At 54.5% G+C, this 20429-nt stretch carries 17 protein-coding genes and 1 riboswitch; of the genes, 10 read left to right on the top strand and 7 right to left on the bottom strand.

The genetic code is table 11. From position 1 onward, the window contains the following. Positions 1–18 precede the first annotated feature (18 nt). Genes leuA through leuD form a run of 4 tightly spaced genes read left to right on the top strand, consistent with a single transcriptional unit; the run spans position 19 to position 4700 of the window. Positions 19–1590, top strand: a complete 1572-nt coding sequence (gene leuA, locus WN16_RS07385) for a 2-isopropylmalate synthase (protein ID WP_003837421.1) — start codon at positions 19–21, stop codon at positions 1588–1590. Then, positions 1590–2681, top strand: coding sequence for a 3-isopropylmalate dehydrogenase (leuB, locus tag WN16_RS07380; RefSeq protein ID WP_044698990.1), 1092 nt, complete (start codon positions 1590–1592; stop codon positions 2679–2681). The genes leuA and leuB overlap by 1 nt, the downstream gene beginning before the upstream one ends. 2 nt (positions 2682–2683) lie before the next feature. Then, on the top strand, positions 2684–4084 hold the full coding sequence (gene leuC, locus WN16_RS07375; protein ID WP_016149551.1) for a 3-isopropylmalate dehydratase large subunit: 1401 nt from the start codon (positions 2684–2686) through the stop codon (positions 4082–4084). A 10-nt stretch (positions 4085–4094) separates the two neighbouring features. Beyond that, on the top strand, positions 4095–4700 hold the full coding sequence (gene leuD / locus WN16_RS07370) for a 3-isopropylmalate dehydratase small subunit (RefSeq protein WP_003837416.1): 606 nt from the start codon (positions 4095–4097) through the stop codon (positions 4698–4700). Between the two features lie 45 nt (positions 4701–4745). On the opposite strand, the gene WN16_RS07365 is transcribed toward leuD, so the two are convergent. From WN16_RS07365 to sgrT, 5 genes are all read right to left on the bottom strand, one after another. Then, positions 4746–5738, bottom strand: a complete 993-nt coding sequence (locus WN16_RS07365; protein ID WP_044699207.1) for a substrate-binding domain-containing protein — start codon at positions 5736–5738, stop codon at positions 4746–4748. Between the two features lie 82 nt (positions 5739–5820). Continuing rightward, on the bottom strand, positions 5821–7104 hold the full coding sequence (locus WN16_RS07360) for an MFS transporter (protein ID WP_003837412.1): 1284 nt from the start codon (positions 7102–7104) through the stop codon (positions 5821–5823). A 58-nt stretch (positions 7105–7162) separates the two neighbouring features. After that, positions 7163–7927 carry a gluconate 5-dehydrogenase gene (gene idnO, locus WN16_RS07355; protein WP_044698992.1) on the bottom strand — a complete coding sequence of 255 codons (765 nt, stop codon included), beginning with the start codon at positions 7925–7927 and terminating at the stop codon, positions 7163–7165. Between the two features lie 278 nt (positions 7928–8205). Further along, entirely contained in the window at positions 8206–9384 is a 1179-nt protein-coding gene (locus WN16_RS07350; protein ID WP_003837408.1) for a sugar efflux transporter, read from the bottom strand. Positions 9385–9757: 373 nt separating this feature from the next. Further along, on the bottom strand, positions 9758–9886 hold the full coding sequence (gene sgrT / locus WN16_RS07345) for a glucose uptake inhibitor SgrT (protein WP_003018817.1): 129 nt from the start codon (positions 9884–9886) through the stop codon (positions 9758–9760). 99 nt (positions 9887–9985) lie between these two features. Between sgrT and sgrR the strand changes: the two genes are divergently transcribed. The 4 genes from sgrR to thiQ all read left to right on the top strand — a co-directional run bounded on the left by sgrR (position 9986) and on the right by thiQ (position 15080). After that, positions 9986–11641, top strand: a complete 1656-nt coding sequence (gene sgrR / locus WN16_RS07340) for an HTH-type transcriptional regulator SgrR (protein ID WP_044698994.1) — start codon at positions 9986–9988, stop codon at positions 11639–11641. A 33-nt stretch (positions 11642–11674) separates the two neighbouring features. Then, a riboswitch (TPP riboswitch) is annotated at positions 11675–11798 on the top strand. Positions 11799–11828: 30 nt separating this feature from the next. Then, entirely contained in the window at positions 11829–12812 is a 984-nt protein-coding gene (gene thiB / locus WN16_RS07335) for a thiamine ABC transporter substrate binding subunit (protein WP_003837404.1), read from the top strand. Next, positions 12788–14398, top strand: a complete 1611-nt coding sequence (gene thiP, locus WN16_RS07330) for a thiamine/thiamine pyrophosphate ABC transporter permease ThiP (protein WP_016149543.1) — start codon at positions 12788–12790, stop codon at positions 14396–14398. The genes thiB and thiP overlap by 25 nt, the downstream gene beginning before the upstream one ends. After that, positions 14382–15080: a thiamine ABC transporter ATP-binding protein ThiQ gene (gene thiQ / locus WN16_RS07325; protein ID WP_032937527.1), complete on the top strand. Its 699-nt coding sequence runs from the start codon at positions 14382–14384 to the stop codon at positions 15078–15080. The genes thiP and thiQ overlap by 17 nt, the downstream gene beginning before the upstream one ends. A 44-nt stretch (positions 15081–15124) precedes the next feature. Here thiQ and WN16_RS07320 read toward each other — a convergent pair whose 3' ends face one another. Continuing rightward, a complete protein-coding gene (locus WN16_RS07320; RefSeq protein WP_003837398.1) occupies positions 15125–15892 on the bottom strand; it encodes a DedA family protein in 768 nt (255 codons plus the stop codon). Positions 15893–16011: 119 nt separating this feature from the next. After that, positions 16012–16857, bottom strand: a complete 846-nt coding sequence (gene araC / locus WN16_RS07315) for an arabinose operon transcriptional regulator AraC (protein ID WP_003018834.1) — start codon at positions 16855–16857, stop codon at positions 16012–16014. A 339-nt stretch (positions 16858–17196) separates the two neighbouring features. Here araC and araB point away from each other — a divergent pair, with 339 nt between their 5' ends. Continuing rightward, a complete protein-coding gene (araB, locus tag WN16_RS07310) occupies positions 17197–18906 on the top strand; it encodes a ribulokinase (RefSeq protein WP_044698997.1) in 1710 nt (569 codons plus the stop codon). Positions 18907–18916: 10 nt separating this feature from the next. Then, positions 18917–20419 (top strand): L-arabinose isomerase, encoded by a 1503-nt coding sequence (gene araA / locus WN16_RS07305; RefSeq protein ID WP_088169041.1) that lies wholly within the window; start codon positions 18917–18919, stop codon positions 20417–20419. Positions 20420–20429: the final 10 nt, after the last annotated feature.

Raw genomic sequence — 20429 nt, 5'->3', positions numbered from 1 at the left:
AAACCAAGGACCTAAACCATGAGCCAGCAAGTCATTATTTTCGATACCACCTTACGCGATGGTGAACAGGCGTTACAGGCAAGCCTGAGTGTGAAAGAAAAACTGCAGATTGCGCTGGCCCTTGAGCGTATGGGCGTTGACGTGATGGAAGTGGGTTTCCCCGTTTCTTCACCGGGCGACTTTGAGTCAGTTCAGACTATCGCTCGTCAGGTTAAAAACAGCCGCGTTTGTGCCTTAGCTCGCTGCGTAGAAAAAGATATCGACGTTGCCGCAGAATCTCTGAAAGTCGCTGAGGCTTTCCGTATTCATACGTTTATCGCCACCTCGCCGATGCACATCGCGACGAAATTACGCAGTACGCTGGATGAGGTCATTGAGCGCGCGGTCTACATGGTTAAGCGTGCGCGTAATTATACCGATGACGTGGAGTTCTCCTGCGAAGATGCAGGCCGTACCCCTATCGCCGATTTGGCTCGCGTGGTTGAAGCTGCCATTAACGCGGGAGCCAAAACCATTAACATCCCCGATACCGTCGGTTACACCATGCCTTTCGAATTTGGGGCAATCATTTCTGGCCTGTATGAACGCGTACCAAATATCGATAAAGCCATCATCTCCGTACACACCCATGATGATTTAGGTTTGGGCGTAGGCAACGCACTGGCAGCCGTTCACGCCGGAGCGCGTCAGGTGGAAGGCGCGATGAACGGTATCGGCGAACGCGCCGGTAACTGCTCACTGGAAGAAGTGATCATGGCGATCAAAGTGCGTAAAGATATCCTGAATGTACAGACCCGCATCAATCACCAGGAGATCTGGCGCACCAGTCAATTAGTCAGCCAAATCTGCAACATGCCTATTCCTGCTAACAAAGCCATTGTCGGTAGTGGTGCCTTTGCCCACTCTTCCGGCATCCATCAGGACGGCGTACTGAAAAATCGTGAAAACTACGAAATCATGACGCCTGAATCCATCGGCCTGAACCAGGTACAGCTGAACCTGACGTCCCGTTCCGGACGTGCCGCGGTGAAACACCGTATGGACGAGATGGGATATAAAGAAAATGAATACAGCCTGGACAACCTGTACGACGCATTCCTGAAACTGGCGGACAAAAAAGGTCAGGTATTTGATTACGACCTGGAAGCGCTGGCCTTCATCAATAAACAGCAGGAAGAACCGGAGCATTTCCGTCTGGATTACTTCAGCGTGCAGTCCGGCTCAAACGACATCGCCACCGCCTCCGTCAAGCTGGCCTGTGGTGAAGAAGTCAAAGCCGAAGCGGCGAACGGTAACGGTCCGGTCGATGCCATTTATCAGGCAATCAACCGTGTAACTGAGTACAACGTCGAACTGGTGAAATACAGCCTGACCGCCAAAGGGCACGGTAAAGATGCGCTGGGTCAGGTGGATATCGTTGCCAACTATAACGGTCGTCGTTTCCACGGCGTCGGTCTGGCGACAGATATCGTCGAATCTTCCGCTAAAGCAATGGTTCATGTGCTGAACAACATCTGGCGCGCCGAAGAAGTCGAAAAAGAATTGCAACGCAAAGCTCAGAACAACGAGAACAACAAGGAAACCGTGTGATGTCGAAGAATTATCATATTGCTGTTTTGCCGGGTGACGGTATTGGCCCGGAAGTGATGGCGCAAGCCCTGAAGGTACTGGACGCAATCCGCAACCGCTTTAACATGCACATTACCACCAGCCACTACGACGTGGGTGGTGCCGCTATCGATAACCACGGTCAGCCGCTGCCGCCTGCAACGGTTGAAGGCTGTGAACAAGCTGACGCCATTCTGTTTGGCTCCGTTGGCGGCCCGAAATGGGAAAATCTGCCGCCAAACCAGCAGCCAGAGCGTGGCGCGCTGCTGCCATTGCGTAAGCACTTCAAATTATTCAGCAATCTGCGCCCAGCTAAGCTCTATCAGGGTCTGGAAGCGTTTTGCCCTCTGCGCGCAGATATTGCCGCGAACGGTTTCGACATCCTGTGCGTACGCGAACTGACTGGCGGAATTTACTTCGGTCAACCAAAAGGCCGCGAAGGCAGCGGACAACATGAAAAAGCCTTTGATACCGAGGTTTATCACCGTTTCGAGATCGAACGTATTGCGCGTATCGCGTTTGAATCCGCCCGTCAACGTCGCCGTAAAGTCACGTCGATTGATAAAGCTAACGTACTGCAAACGTCTATTCTGTGGCGCGAAATCGTCAATGAAATTGCTAATGAATACCCAGACGTTGAACTGGCGCATATGTACATCGACAACGCGACGATGCAATTGATCAAAGATCCTTCCCAGTTCGACGTGTTGCTGTGCTCTAACCTGTTTGGCGACATTCTGTCTGACGAGTGCGCCATGATCACCGGTTCAATGGGCATGTTACCGTCCGCCAGCCTGAATGATCAGGGCTTCGGTTTGTACGAGCCTGCTGGCGGCTCCGCTCCTGACATCGCCGGGAAAAACATTGCCAACCCTATCGCCCAAATCCTGTCGCTGGCGCTGCTGCTGCGCTACAGCCTGGATGCCAATGATGCGGCAACCGCAATTGAGAGCGCCATCAACCGCGCATTAGAAGAAGGCATCCGCACCGGTGACTTAGCCCGTGGCGCTGCCGCAGTCAGTACCGATGAAATGGGCGACATCATTGCCCGTTACGTCGCAGAAGGGGTGTAATCATGGCCAAAACGTTATACGAAAAATTGTTTGATGCGCACGTCGTCTTTGAAGCGCAAAACGAAACCCCGCTGTTGTACATCGACAGACATCTGGTGCATGAAGTGACCTCTCCGCAAGCGTTTGATGGCCTGCGCGCGCATGGCCGTCAGGTACGCCAGCCGGGTAAAACCTTTGCCACCATGGATCACAACGTCTCTACCCAGACCAAAGACATCAACGCGTCGGGTGAGATGGCACGCATCCAGATGCAAGAGCTGATTAAGAACTGTAACGAATTTGGCGTCGAGCTGTATGACCTGAACCATCCGTATCAGGGTATCGTTCACGTGATGGGGCCAGAACAAGGCGTGACGTTGCCGGGTATGACCATCGTCTGCGGCGATTCCCACACCGCTACACACGGCGCGTTCGGCGCGCTGGCGTTTGGTATTGGCACCTCTGAAGTTGAACACGTTCTGGCGACGCAGACCCTGAAACAGGGGCGCGCCAAAACCATGAAGATTGAAGTCAACGGTAAAGCAGCCCCTGGCATTACCGCCAAAGATATTGTGCTGGCGATTATCGGTAAAACCGGTAGTGCAGGCGGTACCGGACACGTAGTTGAGTTTTGTGGCGAAGCCATCCGCGCGCTGAGCATGGAAGGCCGCATGACCCTGTGCAACATGGCGATCGAATTGGGCGCGAAAGCGGGCTTGGTCGCGCCAGACCAGACCACCTTCAACTATGTCGAAGGCCGTCTGCATGCACCGAAAGGCAAAGACTTTGACGACGCGGTCGCCTACTGGAAAACCCTGCAAACGGATGAAGGCGCCACTTTCGACAGCGTCATCACCCTGCAAGCGGAAGAGATTGCGCCGCAGGTCACCTGGGGAACAAACCCGGGTCAGGTCATTTCGGTGAACGATAATATTCCCGACCCGGCATCCTTTGCCGATCCCGTTGAGCGCGCATCGGCTGAAAAAGCGCTGGCGTATATGGGGCTGAAGCCAGGTATTCCGTTAACGGAAGTGGCTATCGATAAAGTGTTCATCGGTTCCTGCACCAACTCGCGTATTGAAGATTTACGCGCCGCGGCGGAAATCGCCAAAGGACGTAAAGTTGCGCCAGGCGTACAGGCACTGGTGGTGCCGGGCTCTGGCCCGGTGAAAGCGCAGGCGGAAGCAGAAGGTCTGGACAAGATCTTTATCGAAGCAGGATTCGAATGGCGTTTACCAGGCTGTTCCATGTGTCTGGCCATGAACAATGACCGCCTGAATCCGGGCGAGCGCTGCGCATCCACCAGCAACCGTAATTTTGAAGGCCGTCAGGGCCGCGGTGGTCGCACGCATTTAGTCAGCCCGGCCATGGCCGCCGCTGCCGCCGTTACCGGTCATTTTGCCGACATTCGCAGCATCAAATAAGGAAACTACCATGGCAGAGAAATTTACCCAGCATACCGGCCTGGTTGTCCCACTGGATGCCGCCAACGTTGATACCGACGCAATCATTCCCAAACAGTTTTTGCAGAAGGTTACGCGTACCGGTTTTGGCGCTCATCTGTTTAACGACTGGCGTTTTCTGGACGAAAAAGGGCAACAGCCAAATCCTGAGTTCGTTTTGAACTTCCCGGAATATAAAGGGGCATCAATTCTGCTGGCGCGCGAAAACTTCGGCTGCGGTTCGTCACGTGAACATGCGCCTTGGGCGTTGACCGATTACGGTTTTAAAGTGGTGATTGCCCCAAGCTTTGCCGACATCTTCTACGGCAATAGTTTCAATAACCAACTGCTGCCGGTGACTCTGAGCGACGCGCAAGTAGATGAAATGTTTACCCTGGTGAAAGCCAATCCGGGCATTAAATTTGAAGTGGATCTGGAAGCGCAGGTGGTGAAAGCGGGCGATAAGTCCTACAGCTTTAAAATCGACGACTTCCGCCGCCACTGCATGCTGAACGGTCTGGACAGCATCGGGCTGACGCTGCAGCATGAAGCAGCCATCACCGAGTACGAAGACAAGCAGCCAGCATTTATGCAGTAATCTCTCCCGCTGGTCACCGCACGGTGGCCAGCCTCTACTCTTCGCCTACAGCGTATCGCCGTAATAGATTTGGTAGCCAAGATTAACGCTGCCCGGCGCATCCTTCCCGCCAAGACGTTTAATCAAAATATCCGCCGCCGTTTTGCCAATCTCAAAGCGTGGTGTAATCACGCTGGCGATTTTTTGCAGCCGCGCACGGCCAATTTCCAGCCCGTGGAAACCGGCAATCGCCATTTTTCCCGGCACATCGTACTGCTGTGCCTGACACTCCAGCAGCACGCCAACCGCCAGGTCATCGTTGGTACAGAAAATAGCGTCAATATCCGGCTTTTCCGCCATCGCCTGCTGAAACATTTTGCGCCCCAGCGCTACTGACGAAATCGTTTTTGGCGCCAGGTGATACGCCTCCAGCCCCTGCGCAGCCAGCGCATTCTCGGTACCTCGGTAACGACTCAAATCGCGAGGGTCGTCCATTGATCCAAAGAACGCAATGTGACGTTTTCCACTGTCGATAAACGCCTGGGTCATCTCGAAGGCCGCTTTTTCGTTATCGAAACCGACCTGTATATCCAGATACTGGCCGCTAATATCCATCAGTTCCGCCACCGGTACGCCGCTGGCGCGCACGTACTGGATCATCCGCTCGGTATGCAGTTTTCCGGTGAGGATCAAGCCGTCGATGTTGTAAGAGAGCAGATTCAGAACCTCGCGTTCTTCACGCTCGGCGTCATATTCGTAGTTGGCGATCAGCGTCTGGTACTGGCAAGCCGAGGTGACGGATTCAATTCCCGCCAGCACGTCGGCAAAGATCTGATTACGAAACGAGGGGATCAGCACACCAATAGTTTTGCTACGTGCGTTGAGCAGAATTTCCGGAGCGCGGTTAGGAATGTAGTTGTTCTCTTCCATGATTTTCGAAATCAATTCACGGCTGCGTTGCGACACCTGATTCGGGTCACGCAGATAACGGCTGACCGTCATCTTATTCAGACCGGCCAGATTAGCGATATCCTGTAATGTCATCCGATTGTTTTTCATGAGGTTCTCTACGACCAACATCCCATTATGCTCGCAGAGAACCTTATCACAGCCGGTTAGCGACTGCACTCCTCGCTCAACCTTAACGCGTTACCATCTCAGCCGACGGCGACGTGGTTTCATTTTGCGCACGAACGCAGTACATCAGCACCACCGATGACAGCAGAGCAATCGCCATGAAGGTGTAGGAGACGCCCGGCCCGCCGGTCACGCCGTTGAGGTAACCCACCAGCCACGCGCCGAGGAATGCCCCTAACGCGCCAAAACTGTTGATCATTCCCATCGACACGCCGGAGACGTTGCGCGGCAGCAGTTCGGGGATCAGCGCAAAGAACGGTCCGTAAGGCGCATACATACAGGCGGCGGCCACGACCAGCAGCGCGTAAGAGAGCCAGAAGGACTGGTTGCCCAGCATCCACGAGGCAAAGAACGCAATGGCAGCAATCAGCAGCAGCGGCCAGATAAACAGCTTACGGTTCTGGTATTTATCGGACAGCCAGGAAACCGTCAGCATCAGGCAGATCGCCGCCAGATAAGGCACTGCCGCCAGCCAGCCCACCGCCACAATATCCATCTGCGCCGCGTTTTTCAGAATCGACGGCATCCACATCATGAAGCCATACACCCCGATGCTCCACAGCGCATGCACCGCGCAAAGCATAATGACGCTGCGTGAACGCATCGCTTCACCGTAGTTGCGCATCGGTTTGATGTCCCGCTGCTCGCGGTCCATCGCCTGCTGTAACGCCTGCTTCTCCTGCTCGCTCAACCAACCCGCATCCGCCGGTTTGTCGCGCACCAGAATCACCCAGCAGAAAGCCCAGATCACCGCAGGAATACCTTCAATGATAAACATTTCGCGCCAGCCCCAGGCTTCAATCAGGTAGCCAGAGACAATCGACATCCACAGCACTGTGACCGGGTTACCGAGAATTAAAAAGGTGTTGGCGCGCGAGCGTTCAGTTTTGGTAAACCAGTTGCTGATATAAATCAGCATCGCGGGCATCACCGCCGCTTCGACGATGCCGAGAATAAAGCGGATCGCCATCAGCGTTGGGATATTGCTGACAAAGCCGGTCGCCGCGGCACAAAGCCCCCAGAGGATCAGGCTGTAAAAAATCATTTTACGGACGCTATGTTTAACGGCATACATGGCGCCAGGCACCTGGAAAAAGAAATATCCCAGGAAAAAGAGCGCGCCAATCAGCGAGGCCGTGCCCTGGGTGATCCCTAAATCGTGTTCGATACCAGCGGCAGCGGCAAAGCCGTAATTGGCGCGGTCGAGATAAGCTAAGCTGTAGGTAATAAAAATAATCGGCATTAAATACCACCAGCGACGCGCCGGCAGTTTTGCGAGCATATTCATACTCACTCCTTGGATTATCATTAAAGGATGAGGTCGCTTCCCGCGACCTCGTTAGCGATCAAACCGCGGCCAACATGCCGCCGTCCACAAACAGAAGGTGTCCATTCACAAAGTCAGAGGCTGGGGCAGCCAGATACACAGCTGCACCAATCAGCTCTTCCGGTTTACCCCAGCGAGCGGCGGGCGTGCGCTGGAACAGCCAGGCGGAGAATGCTTCATCGTTGACCAGCGCGGTGGTCATGTCGGTAGCGAAATAGCCGGGAGCAATACCGTTGACCTGAATATTGTATTCCGCCAGTTCCACGCACATGCCACGGGTTAACATTTTGACCGCGCCTTTTGACGCCGCGTAGGGGGTAATGGTTTTACGACCTAATTCGCTTTGCATTGAGCAGATATTAATAATCTTCCCGCGGCAGCGTTGCACCATGTAGCGGGAAACCTGCTGTGATACCAGAAAGACCGATTTCTGGTTTACATCAATCACTTTGTCCCATTCAGCCTCCGGGAATTCGGTGAAGGGATAACGACGCTGGATTCCGGCGTTGTTAATTAAAATATCAATGGCCCCAACGTCCTTTTCAATTTGCGCGATGGCGCACGCCACCTCTTCCCCGCTGGTAACATCAAATCCATAGCCAACAGCGCGATAGCCTTCGGCCACCAGTTTGTCCGCCGCCGCCTGCGCCCGCTGCTGGGTAATGTCGTTAATAACAATCTCAGCACCGTGCGCCGCCAGACCGCTGGCCAGCAGGTTACCAATGCCCTGAGCGGAACCGGTAATCAGCGCGCGTTTACCGGTCAGGTCGAATAGGTTTTTCATGAAAAAACTCCTTTTTTGATAACTGTTACGCGTAACTGTATACGCGTAACAGTAGAAAAAAGAAGATCCAGGAAGAGGAAAATGATCGTTATGTGATCAACGTTACATTTACGTGCAAGATAAAAAAAGAAGGATAGGCCTGATAAGCGTAACGCGTTCAGGCCGTAGGGACAGGTTGCCGGATGGCGGCGTAAACGTCTTATCCGGCCGACAAAAACGACAAAAACTAATGCAAAATATCGCCAGGCCGGGCACTACGACGCCAGGACTGCGCCGGACTAAACGTCCTTCACCCGCCCGGTCATCCACAGCGTAACCACCGAAATCACCGCAATCACCCAATAGACGGCATAGTGACCGTAGCTTTGCGCAACTGCCCCCTGAATCACCCCTGCCAGAATGACTCCCGTTGAAATACTGTTGGTAAATAATGTGGTCGCTGACCCCGCACGTCCGGGCATCAGATCCTGAAACCACAGCATGCCTATCCCGGCGATAATACCGATAAATACCGCGTTAAACAGTTGCAGCACCAGCAGCGCCATACGGCTGTGAAAGAAGATCAAACCAATATAAAACAGCACGCCTGCCGCTACGGCCGCGATCATCATTCGCCGTTTACCAAAGCGCTTCACGTAATAGCCTGCCAGAATCATCGCCGGAATTTCCAGCCCAGCCGCCGTCCCCATCAGGATCCCGGCCAGCTTGTCCGGCAAGCCCAGTTCAAGACTTATCCACAGTGGCATATCAATGATGTACATGGTGTTGCAGGTCCACATCAGCGTGGAGGCAATAAACAACATACGCACATTTTTGTCCTGCCAACCGCCGGTCTGTTCCAGCGGCACGTCTACAGGCTGCTCCACCCGCGCGACAGACGGCAGTATCAGCGCAATCAGCACCAGGCTAATGGCAAAAATCCCTGCGGCAATGGAAAACATCGCCGTAAAGCCGTAATTCAGCGCCAGCATGAATGCCAGTGGCGGTCCTATCACCCAGGCCAACGAAAGCTGCGCACGCATCACCGAGCTAAACATCACCACTTCACGCGCGGAGTTATCAGCATATTCTCGCGCCAGCGCAAACAGCTGCGGCATGGCGGTGTTCGCCAGCGAGGCCAGCAGCACACCGCAGGTGATCAGCGTGAGATAGTGGCGATTAAAGGCAAACAGCAGCGCATTGCCAATCGCCATCAGGCAGCAAAACATGATCAGCTTGCGCCGATCGCCCTGACTGTCGGATCGTTTCGCGAGGCCAAGGCTGACGACGATCCCGACAATCGCATTGACGGTGTAAAACAGCCCGACCCAAAATGGCTGCGCCCCGACTTCACGGCTCAGGAACAGACTCAGGGTGGGTGCCTGCAATGCCCCCGCCACGCCCATCATAAAAGCAACCAGCATAAATGCCGCGTAAACGCCGTTGAGGCGCCGTCCCATGGTCATAATCCAGAGCATATCTTTCCTTTTAAGCGCAGCTGAAACGAAAAAAGCCAGCAGATAATACCTGCTGGCGGGTGAACGAGGCTGTATCCTGCCATTATATCTGGCATCGACGCTGGGTAAAAAACGCATAATCCAGGCGGAGGGCGCTGGGTATAGAAATCTATTCCCAAGCCTGACAACGCAGAGTATGCGTTTTTTACACGCGTCCCGGAGGGCTGGGGCCATTTTTTCACATAGCTGTGTTGCTCACACCCTATTTGGTTCACCAAATTTCACTGTTCGCGCCTTGCCATGTGAAAAAATAGCCACCAGCGATGCTCAGATATAATGGCAGGATACAGCCTGCACCAATACTCAGTCACACATGATGTCTGCAATTTCCAATTCAGGAGTCAGATGTCATCTCCCACTGCATCAGCTCTTCGAGCATCTTTAAGCGCTGCGGTGCGCTCAGGCAAGCCAACCAGGACGATTTTTCCGTCGTGGTAAAGTACTTCAACCAGAACTGACGCATAGATGACCCCTTCGTTGTCTCATCGCTTCATCGGAATCTATTATTGGCTTAATATAGGGATTATAAAATTGCTGAGTTTTCCGCAGGAGTTCCCCTTTTATGTCTTCTGGTCGTTTGCAACAACAGTTCATCCGTCTGTGGCAATGCTGTGACGGCAAAACGCAAGACACGACGCTCAACGAGCTGGCGGATCTGCTGAGCTGCTCGCGCCGCCATATGCGTACGCTGCTTAATACCATGCAGGATCGCGGCTGGTTAACGTGGGAAGCTGAAGTTGGACGAGGTAAACGCTCGCGCCTGACATTCCTCTATACCGGGCTGGCGCTCCAGCAGCAGCGCGCGGAAGACCTATTGGAACAGGATCGCATCGATCAACTGGTGCAACTGGTCGGTGACAAAACGGCCGTACGGCAAATGCTGGTCTCCCATCTGGGTCGCAGCTTTCGCCAGGGTCGGCATATCATGCGCGTTCTCTATTACCGCCCCATGCACAACCTGCTCCCCGGCACGGCATTACGCCGCTCCGAAACCCATATCGCCCGGCAAATCTTCAGCGCCTTAATTCGGGTAAATGAGGAAAATGGGGAACTGGAAGCGGACATTGCCCATCACTGGCAGCAAATTTCACCTTTACACTGGCGATTCTTCCTGCGTCCGGGGATCCATTTTCATCATGGCCGCGAGCTGGAAATGGCAGATGTTATCGCCTCACTGATGCGCATTAACAGCCTGCCGCTGTACTCACACATCACGCAGATCGTCTCTCCCACGGCCTGGACGCTGGATATCCATCTGGCCCAGCCAGACCGCTGGCTTCCCTGGCTATTGGGGCAGGTCCCCGCCATGATCCTGCCGCGAGAATGGGAAACGCTAAACAACTTCTCCAGTCACCCGATTGGTACCGGTCCGTATGCGGTAATACGAAACACCAATAACCAACTGAAAATTCATGCATTTGATGATTACTTTGGCTACAGGGCCCTGATCGATGAAGTTAACGTTTGGGTATTACCTGACATCGGAGAAGAGCCTGGCGGCGGGTTGACGCTAAAAGGTCCCACAGAGGATGAAAAGGCGATCGAAAGCCGCCTCGAAGAAGGTTGCTACTACCTGCTGTTTGATGCGCGTAGCCACCGTGGCGCTAACCAGGAGGTCCGCGAATGGGTAAGCCGCATTCTCTCGCCAACGAATTTAATCTGCCACGCCGACGAACAGTACCAGCGACTGTGGTTTCCCGCGTATGGTTTACTCCCCCGCTGGCATCACGCAAAACCCGGCCATGGTGAAAAACCCGCCGGGCTGGAAACGCTGACTATCACTTACTATCGCGACCACATCGAACACCGAATTATCGCGCAGATCATGAAGACATTGCTGGCTGCGCATCAGGTGCAGTTGAATATTCAGGAGATCGACTACGATCAATGGCATGCAGGTGAAATCGTCAGCGATATCTGGCTCAACAGCGCCAACTTTACCCTACCGCTCGACTTCTCACTGTTCGCCCATTTGTGCGAAGTCCCGTTGCTGCAAAACTGTATCTCGCGGGACTGGGAAAACGATGCGGCTCGCTGGCGAACGGGCGAAATGAGCCTGGCTGCATGGTGCCAACAGCTGCTCGCCACAAAGGCCATTGTGCCATTAATCCACCACTGGCTGATCATTCAGGGACAGCGCAGTATGCGCGGGCTGCGCATGAATACCCTCGGCTGGTTTGATTTTAAATCGGCGTGGTTTGCTCCGCCGGATCCTTAATTGCTGCTAAGCAACAAAATCATTACACTAACGCCGTTCTCAACGGGGTGCTAAATAAAAACATACACAAAATCATTCGATCTGCGTATGGGCTGAGAGATACCCGTCGAACCTGATCCGGATAATGCCGGCGAAGGGATTTGAGGCTTATCTCAAGTCCTTTGCCACCCAACTCTTGAGGTGCAAAGTGTTTAAAAAATGTCTTCCGCTTTTACTGCTGTGCGCAGCGCCTGTCTTCGCCAAACCTGTACTGACCGTCTATACCTACGACTCGTTCGCAGCTGACTGGGGCCCGGGCCCAACAATCAAAAAAGCCTTTGAAGCTGACTGCAATTGCGAGCTGAAACTGGTCGCGCTGGAAGATGGCGTCTCGCTGCTTAACCGCCTGCGCATGGAAGGAAAAAACAGCAAAGCCGACGTCGTGCTGGGTCTGGATAACAACCTTCTGGAAGCCGCCACACAAACCAAACTGTTTGCCAAAAGTGGTGTAGCAAACGACACCGTTAACGTACCCGGCGGCTGGAAAAACGATACCTTCGTGCCGTTTGACTACGGTTATTTCGCCTTCGTTTATGATAAGAGCAAGCTGAAGAATCCGCCCAAAAGCCTGAAAGAACTGGTAGAGAGCGACCAAAAATGGCGCGTCATTTATCAGGATCCACGCACCAGCACGCCAGGTCTGGGTCTGCTGCTATGGATGCAGAAAGTCTATGGTGATAAAGCGCCAGAGGCGTGGCAGAAACTGGCAGCCAAAACCGTCACCGTCACCAAGGGCTGGAGCGAAGCCTACGGCCTGTTCCTGAAAGGTGAAAGCGATCTGGTGCTCAGCTACACCACCTCTCCGGCCTATCACATCATCGCCGAGAAAAAAGACAACTACGCCGCCGCTAATTTTAGTGAAGGCCACTATTTGCAGGTGGAAGTCGCCGCCCGCACAGCGGCCAGCAAGCAGCCGGAACTGGCCGAGAAATTCCTGAAGTTCATGGTGTCTCCGGCATTCCAGAATGCGATTCCGACCGGCAACTGGATGTATCCTGTGACGCAAGTCGCCCTGCCGTCAGGATTCGAGCACCTGAATAAACCGACCACCGCGTTGGAATTTACGCCGCAGCAGGTTGCAACTCAACGTCAGGCATGGATTAGCGAATGGCAACGCGCCGTCAGCCGTTAATCCCCGGCTGGCTGGTTCCAGGGCTTACCGCCGCCACGCTGATGGTGGCCGTTGCCCTGGCCGCGTTTCTGGCACTGTGGTTTAACGCCCCGCAGGGAGAGTGGTTCTCGCTGTGGCAAGATGACTACCTGTGGCACGTGGTGCGCTTTTCTTTCTGGCAGGCTTTTCTATCCGCTGTGCTGTCGGTTGTCCCGGCGATTTTCCTTGCCAGAGCGCTCTATCGTCGCCGTTTTCCAGGACGTCTGGCGCTGCTGCGCCTGTGCGCCATGACGTTAATCCTGCCGGTGCTGGTCGCGGTCTTCGGTATTCTTAGCGTCTATGGTCGTCAGGGCTGGCTGGCCTCACTCTGGCATGTCTTCGGGCTGGAATGGACCTTTTCGCCTTACGGTTTGCAGGGCATTCTGCTGGCGCACGTCTTTTTCAATCTGCCAATGGCCAGCCGTCTGCTGTTGCAGTCGCTGGAGAATATTCCCGGCGAACAGCGACAGTTAGCCGCTCAACTCGGGATGCGCGGCTGGCATTTCTTCCGTTTTGTTGAATGGCCGTGGCTGCGTCGTCAGATCCTGCCCGTCGCAGCACTCATCTTTATGCTGTGCTTCGCCAGCTTCGCCACCGTTCTGTCGCTGGGCGGCGGGCCACAGGCCACGACCATCGAGCTGGCTATCTATCAGGCGCTGAATTTTGATTACGATCCTGCCCGCGCAGCCATGCTGGCGTTGATCCAGATGGTTTGTTGTTTGGCGCTGGTGCTTCTCAGTCAACGTCTGAGCCGCGCGATTGCTCCCGGTGCTACCCTGGTACAAGGCTGGCGCGATCCTGACGATCGCCTGCACAGCCGACTGACTGACGCAATCCTGATTATTCTGGCCCTATTGCTGTTGCTGCCGCCGCTGCTGGCGGTGATTGTCGATGGCTTAAACCGCCATGTTCTGGATGTACTGATGCAGCCAGTGCTGTGGCAGGCGCTGGGAACCTCGCTGCGCATCGCATTAGCAGCAGGAGCGTTATGCGTCATACTCACCATGATGCTGTTATGGAGCAGTCGTGAACTTCGTGCACGACAGCAGGTGCTGGCAGGTCAGATGCTGGAACTGAGCGGCATGATGATCCTCGCCATGCCGGGTATCGTGCTGGCAACCGGCTTCTTTCTGCTGCTCAATAACACTATTGGGCTTCCCGAATCTGCCGACGGCATTGTCATTTTTACCAATGCGCTGATGGCGATCCCTTATGCATTGAAGGTGCTGGAAAACCCAATGCGTGACGTCACTGCGCGCTATAGTATGTTGTGCCAATCGTTGGGCATTGAGGGATGGTCGCGCCTGAAAGTGGTTGAACTGCGCGCCCTGAAGCGCCCGCTGGCACAGGCGATGGCGTTTGCCTGCGTGCTGTCGATTGGCGATTTTGGCGTAGTGGCGTTATTTGGTAATGAGGATTTCCGCACCCTGCCGTTTTATTTATATCAGCAGATTGGCTCTTATCGCAGTCAGGATGGCTCAGTTACGGCGTTATTACTGCTGATCCTGTGCTTTACGCTGTTTACCGTTATTGAGAAATTGCCGGGTCGAAATGTTAAAACTGATTGATATCACATGGCTTTATCACCATCTGCCCATGCGCTTTACGCTGTCGGTCGCGCGCGGTGAGCAGATAGCGATACTCGGGCCCAGCGGCGCCGGGAAAAGTACGCTGCTGAATCTGATTGCCGGCTTTCTCACGCCTGCCAGCGGTAACATGGTGATTGACGGTGAAGATCACACCACGACACCACCCTCGCGCCGTCCTGTTTCTATGCTGTTTCAGGAAAACAACCTGTTCAGCCATCTGAGCGTACAGCAAAATATCGGCCTGGGCCTGAATCCTGGATTGAAGCTTAACGCATCGCAGCGGGAGAAAATACTCCACATCGCCCAGCAAATGGGGATCGACTCTCTGCTGGAACGCCTCCCCGGTGAGCTTTCCGGCGGACAGCGGCAGCGCGTGGCGCTGGCGCGTTGTCTGGTGCGGGAACAACCTATTTTACTGCTTGATGAACCGTTCTCTGCACTTGATCCCGCGCTGCGCCAGGAGATGCTAACGCTGGTGGCCGAAGTCTGTCGCGAGAAGCAGCTGACGTTACTGATGGTTTCCCACAGCGTAGAAGATGCGGCGCGAATTGCGCCCCGCTCGATTGTGGTCGCCGACGGGCGCATCGCCTGGCAGGGCGATACGGACGATCTGTTAAGCGGCAACGCTAGCGCCTCGGCGCTATTGGGCATTAAAGCATAATGCGTTGCCGGATAAGGCGAAGCCGCCATCCGGCAAAAGATTCGTCAGTAACCCACGACTTTACGCAGAATATCGATATACACCGGCATCAGTGGATGGCGCAGTAACGCCACCAACGCAACCACACCGATCCCGAGCGTCAACGGCGCCAGATACAGCAAACGGCTGCGGGGGAAATACGCCGTTAAGCGATCGACAGCCGCTTTGCCACTGCGCCATAGCCGCCAGCAAAACCAGCCGCCAACCCAGAGCAACACCGCCGTCGCCAGCAGCAACCATTTGAAATCCCCGCTCTGCATATCAGAAGGAATATCAATTGCCGCTCCCGCCAGGATCCCCGGCAGGAAGTAGAACGGTGGCCACAGCACGCAGCCGATAATATTCGGGACGATAAATTTAGCGACAGGCAGATCCAGCATGCCTGCTACCATCGGCACCAGCGGACGCGTCGGTCCGACAAAACGCCCCACCAAAATAGTAAACATGCTGTGCTGATGCAGGGCGTGCTCGGTTTTATCCAGCAACGCCTTGTTCTTTTTCATGAACGACCAACGGTGCAATGGCTTTTTAAAGCGCCAGCCCAGCCAAAAAGAGATCCAGTCCCCCAATAAGCAACCTATAATGCCCGCAAGCCAGGCATGCCAGAAGTTCAGTTCGCCGCTGCCAATCAGCGCCCCCAGCCCCGCCATCATCACGGTCCCGGGTAGAATCAGGCCAACCAGCGCCAGCGACTCCAAAAAAGCCACCAGAAGTACGGCGATCAGAGAGTACAGGGCGGACTGGAGAATAAAGTGTTCCAGCAATGCTTGCATAATGTGTCCGTCAGATTTACGAAGCAGGGATTTTGATAACCCCTCTCAACTTCGTCAAGCCATCAATTGTCTGAATAGATTGCGAGTTATGACAACTTTCAGGATACATCATTCACTTTTTATTCACATCCAGCGCGAAACTCGCTCGGACTGGCGCCGGTACATTTTTTGAAAACACGAGAGAAATAGAGCTGGTCGTCAAAACCAACATTGCGACCTACGGTGGCAATGGGCATACGTGTGGTACTCAGTAATAGCTTCGCCTGGCTGATGCGCTGGTCCTCGCGCCAGCTTAATACGCTGATACCTAACTGCTGACGGAACAGATGCGACAAACGGGAAGGCGACAGGCAGACGTGCTGCGCGACGCTGGCGATATCAAAATTGCTGTCCGCCAGGTGATCGCTGATGTACTGGCAGGCATCGCGGACGCGGTTGTCCATGGGCGGGTGTAGCGATTCATTGATGGCTTCCATACGTCGGAGCAACAACTGTTCCAGTAAATTAATCGCCAGCAGTTCGGAATAACGACCTTCTCCCTGCCCGGCGTTAATTATCTGCCCAAACAGCTCGTTAAAATGCGGCTGATGCGCTTCATCCGGGCGGAAAAAACCGGTCTGGGCAAAAATGGCTGGCCAGGTCAGCCACTCCTGCCAGTAGGCGCGCGGGCGAAAGTAAACCCACTGGTGATACCACTCGCTGGCGTCAGGGTGGCGTCCGTAGTGGTGAATTTCTCCTGGTGGAAACAACAGAATATCGCCAGGCCGACAGACAAACTGCTTGCCCTGATTATTGATAACCCCTTCGCCACGGATGGTGAGATTGAGGATATAACCCTTCATACCCAGCGGCCTGTCGATAAAAAAATCCAGGTATCCGTTCGCCTCAATGGGGGTTAATCCGGCCACCAAATGCGCGTTAAACGAATAACCTGGCAACAGGGGATCGTTTTGCGTTTCAGCCATAATTTCAATACTCCCTATGTCCTGCCAAGAAACAATTTGTCCATATTACGCCAGACATCATCGCTGTCGCCCCTGCGGGCCGCTGTATTTGCGGTAATGGACCACCAATCCCGCTTGTGAAAAGCTCTTTGTAAAAAACATGTACTACGCCAACGTCAAAATCGGCTAACAAAAGTGTCTATAACTACGGCAGAAATGTCCACATTGATTATTTGCACAGCGTCACACTTTGTGATGCCACAGCATTTTAATCCATAAGATTAGCGGATCCTGCCTGACGGTTTTTATCGCTACTCACTACTGTTTATCCATACCCGTATTTTTGGATGGAGTAAGACGATGGCGATTGCAATTGGCCTCGATTTTGGTAGTGATTCAGTACGCGCTTTGGCGGTGGAATGTGCCACCGGCGAAGAGATCGCCACCAGCGTTGAGTGGTATCCACGTTGGCAGGAAGGGCAGTATTGCGATGGCCCAAACAACCAGTTTCGCCATCATCCGCGCGACTACATTGAATCCATGGAAGCGGCGCTGAAAACCGTATTGGCCGAACTGAGCGCTGAACAGCGCGCGGAAGTGGTCGGGATCGGCGTTGACAGTACCGGCTCAACCCCGGCGCCCATCGATGCAGACGGTAACGTACTGGCACTGCGTCCGGAGTTCGCGGAAAACCCGAATGCAATGTTTGTCCTGTGGAAAGATCACACCTCAGTAGAAGAAGCCGAAGAAATCACCCGCCTGTGCCACACACCGGGCAAGATCGATTACTCCCGCTATATCGGCGGCATTTATTCCAGCGAATGGTTCTGGGCCAAAATCCTGCATGTAACTCGTCAGGACCATGCGGTAGCCGAAGCTGCGGTCTCGTGGATTGAGCTATGCGATTGGGTTCCGGCCCTGCTCTCCAACACCGTACGCCCACAGGATATTCGTCGCGGTCGCTGCAGCGCCGGACATAAATCCCTGTGGCATGAAAGCTGGGGTGGTCTGCCGCCAGCCAGTTTCTTTGACGAACTCGACCCCATCCTCAACCGCCATCTGCAATACCCAATGTTTACCGATACCTTCACCGCGGATCTGCCGGTTGGCACCCTGTGCGCTGAGTGGGCACAGCGCCTGGGGCTACCGGAAAGCGTGGTGATTGCAGGCGGTGCTTTTGACTGCCATATGGGCGCGGTTGGCGCAGGCGCACAGCCTAACACGCTGGTGAAAGTCATCGGCACGTCGACCTGCGACATTCTGATTGCCGACAAGCACAGCGTCGGCGAACGCGCGGTGAAAGGCATTTGCGGCCAGGTTGATGGCAGCGTGGTACCTAGTTTTATTGGCCTCGAAGCTGGCCAGTCTGCATTCGGCGATATCTATGCCTGGTTTAGCCGCGTGCTGAGCTGGCCTCTGGAACAGCTTGCCGCACAGCATCCGGAACTGCAGTCCCAGATTAAAGCCAGTCAAAAACAGCTGCTGCCTGCACTCACTGAAGCATGGGCGAAAAATCCATCACTGGTGCATCTCCCGGTGGTGCTCGACTGGTTCAACGGTCGCCGTACGCCCAATGCCAACCAGCGTTTGAAAGGGGTAATTACCGATCTGAACCTGGCAACTGACGCGCCAGCGCTGTTCGGTGGGCTGATTGCCGCCACGGCCTTTGGCGCACGCGCCATTATGGAATGCTTCACCGAACAAGGCATTGCGGTTAACAACGTAATGGCGCTTGGCGGTATCGCGCGCAAGAACCCGGTCATCATGCAGGCCTGCTGTGACGTGCTGAACCGCCCGCTACAGATTGTCGCTTCAGACCAGTGCTGCGCACTCGGTGCGGCTATCTTCGCTGCCGTTGCCGCGAAAGTACACGCGGATATCCCAGCCGCTCAGCAGCAAATGGCAAGCGCCGTGGAAAACACGCTGCAACCTCGCCCAGAGCAGGCTCAACGTTTTGAACAACTCTACCGCCGCTATCAGCAGTGGGCGGTAAGCGCTGAACAACAATACCTTCCGACTGCCGCTCCGGCGCAACAAGCCCCGGTAGACCTGGCAACCCTGACACATTAAGGACACGACAATGACGATTTTTGATAACTATGAAGTGTGGTTTGTGATTGGTAGCCAGCATCTGTATGGCCCTGAAACCCTGCGTCAGGTAACCCAACATGCGGAGCACGTCGTTAACGCACTGAATACTGAAGCCAAACTGCCCTGTAAGCTGGTATTAAAGCCGCTGGGAACTTCCCCTGACGAGATTACCGCTATCTGTCGTGACGCTAACTACGACGATCGCTGTGCAGGGATGGTGATCTGGCTGCATACCTTCTCCCCGGCCAAAATGTGGATTAACGGCCTGACTATCCTCAACAAACCGCTGATGCAGTTCCACACCCAGTTCAACGCCGCCCTGCCGTGGAACAGCATTGATATGGACTTTATGAACCTGAACCAGACTGCGCACGGCGGTCGTGAGTTCGGCTTCATCGGCGCACGTATGCGTCAGCAGCATACCGTGGTCACCGGTCACTGGCAGGATAAACAAGCGCATGAACGCATTGGCTCCTGGATGCGCCAGGCCGTGTCCAAACAGGATACCCGCCACCTGAAAGTCTGCCGCTTTGGCGACAACATGCGCGAAGTTGCGGTCACAGATGGCGATAAAGTCGCTGCGCAGATCAAGTTCGGCTTCTCGGTAAACACCTGGGCCGTGGGCGATCTGGTGCAGGTCGTGAACGCAATTAGCGACGGCGAAATCAACGCGCTAATCGATGAGTATGAAAGCACTTACACCATGACGGCGGCGACGCAAGTCCACGGTGAAAAACGTCAGAACGTCCTGGAAGCGGCCCGTATTGAACTGGGGATGAAGCGCTTCCTGGAACAGGGTGGATTCCACGCCTTCACCACCACATTTGAAGATTTACACGGCCTGAAACAGCTTCCGGGTCTGGCCGTACAGCGTCTGATGCAGCAAGGCTATGGCTTTGCGGGCGAAGGCGACTGGAAAACCGCCGCTCTGCTTCGCATCATGAAGGTGATGTCAACCGGTCTGCAGGGCGGCACCTCATTTATGGAGGATTACACCTACCACTTCGAGAAAGGCAACGATCTGGTACTCGGTTCGCACATGCTGGAAGTTTGCCCGTCCATCGCGGTGGAAGAGAAACCGATCCTCGACGTACAGCACCTCGGCATTGGTGGTAAAGACGATCCCGCCCGTCTGATCTTCAACACCAAAGCCGGCCCGGCCGTGGTTGCCAGCCTGATCGATCTCGGCGATCGTTTTCGCCTGCTGGTTAACTGCATCGACACGGTACAAACACCGCACTCCCTGCCGAAACTGCCTGTAGCTAACGCGCTGTGGAAAGCTCAACCGGATCTGCCAACCGCATCTGAAGCATGGATCCTGGCCGGTGGCGCGCACCACACCGTGTTCAGCCACGCGCTGGATCTGAACGATATGCGCCAGTTCGCTGAAATGCACGATATCGAGATCGCTGTGATCGATAACGATACCCGCCTGCCGGCCTTTAAGGACGCGCTGCGCTGGAACGAAGTGTATTACGGGTTCAAACGTTAATTGTCGAAAC

Origin of the sequence: Citrobacter sp. ABFQG, from assembly GCF_004322975.1 — a bacterium.
Taxonomy (GTDB): domain Bacteria; phylum Pseudomonadota; class Gammaproteobacteria; order Enterobacterales; family Enterobacteriaceae; genus Citrobacter; species Citrobacter freundii.
This window is presented reverse-complemented; position numbering and strand designations above follow the sequence as displayed.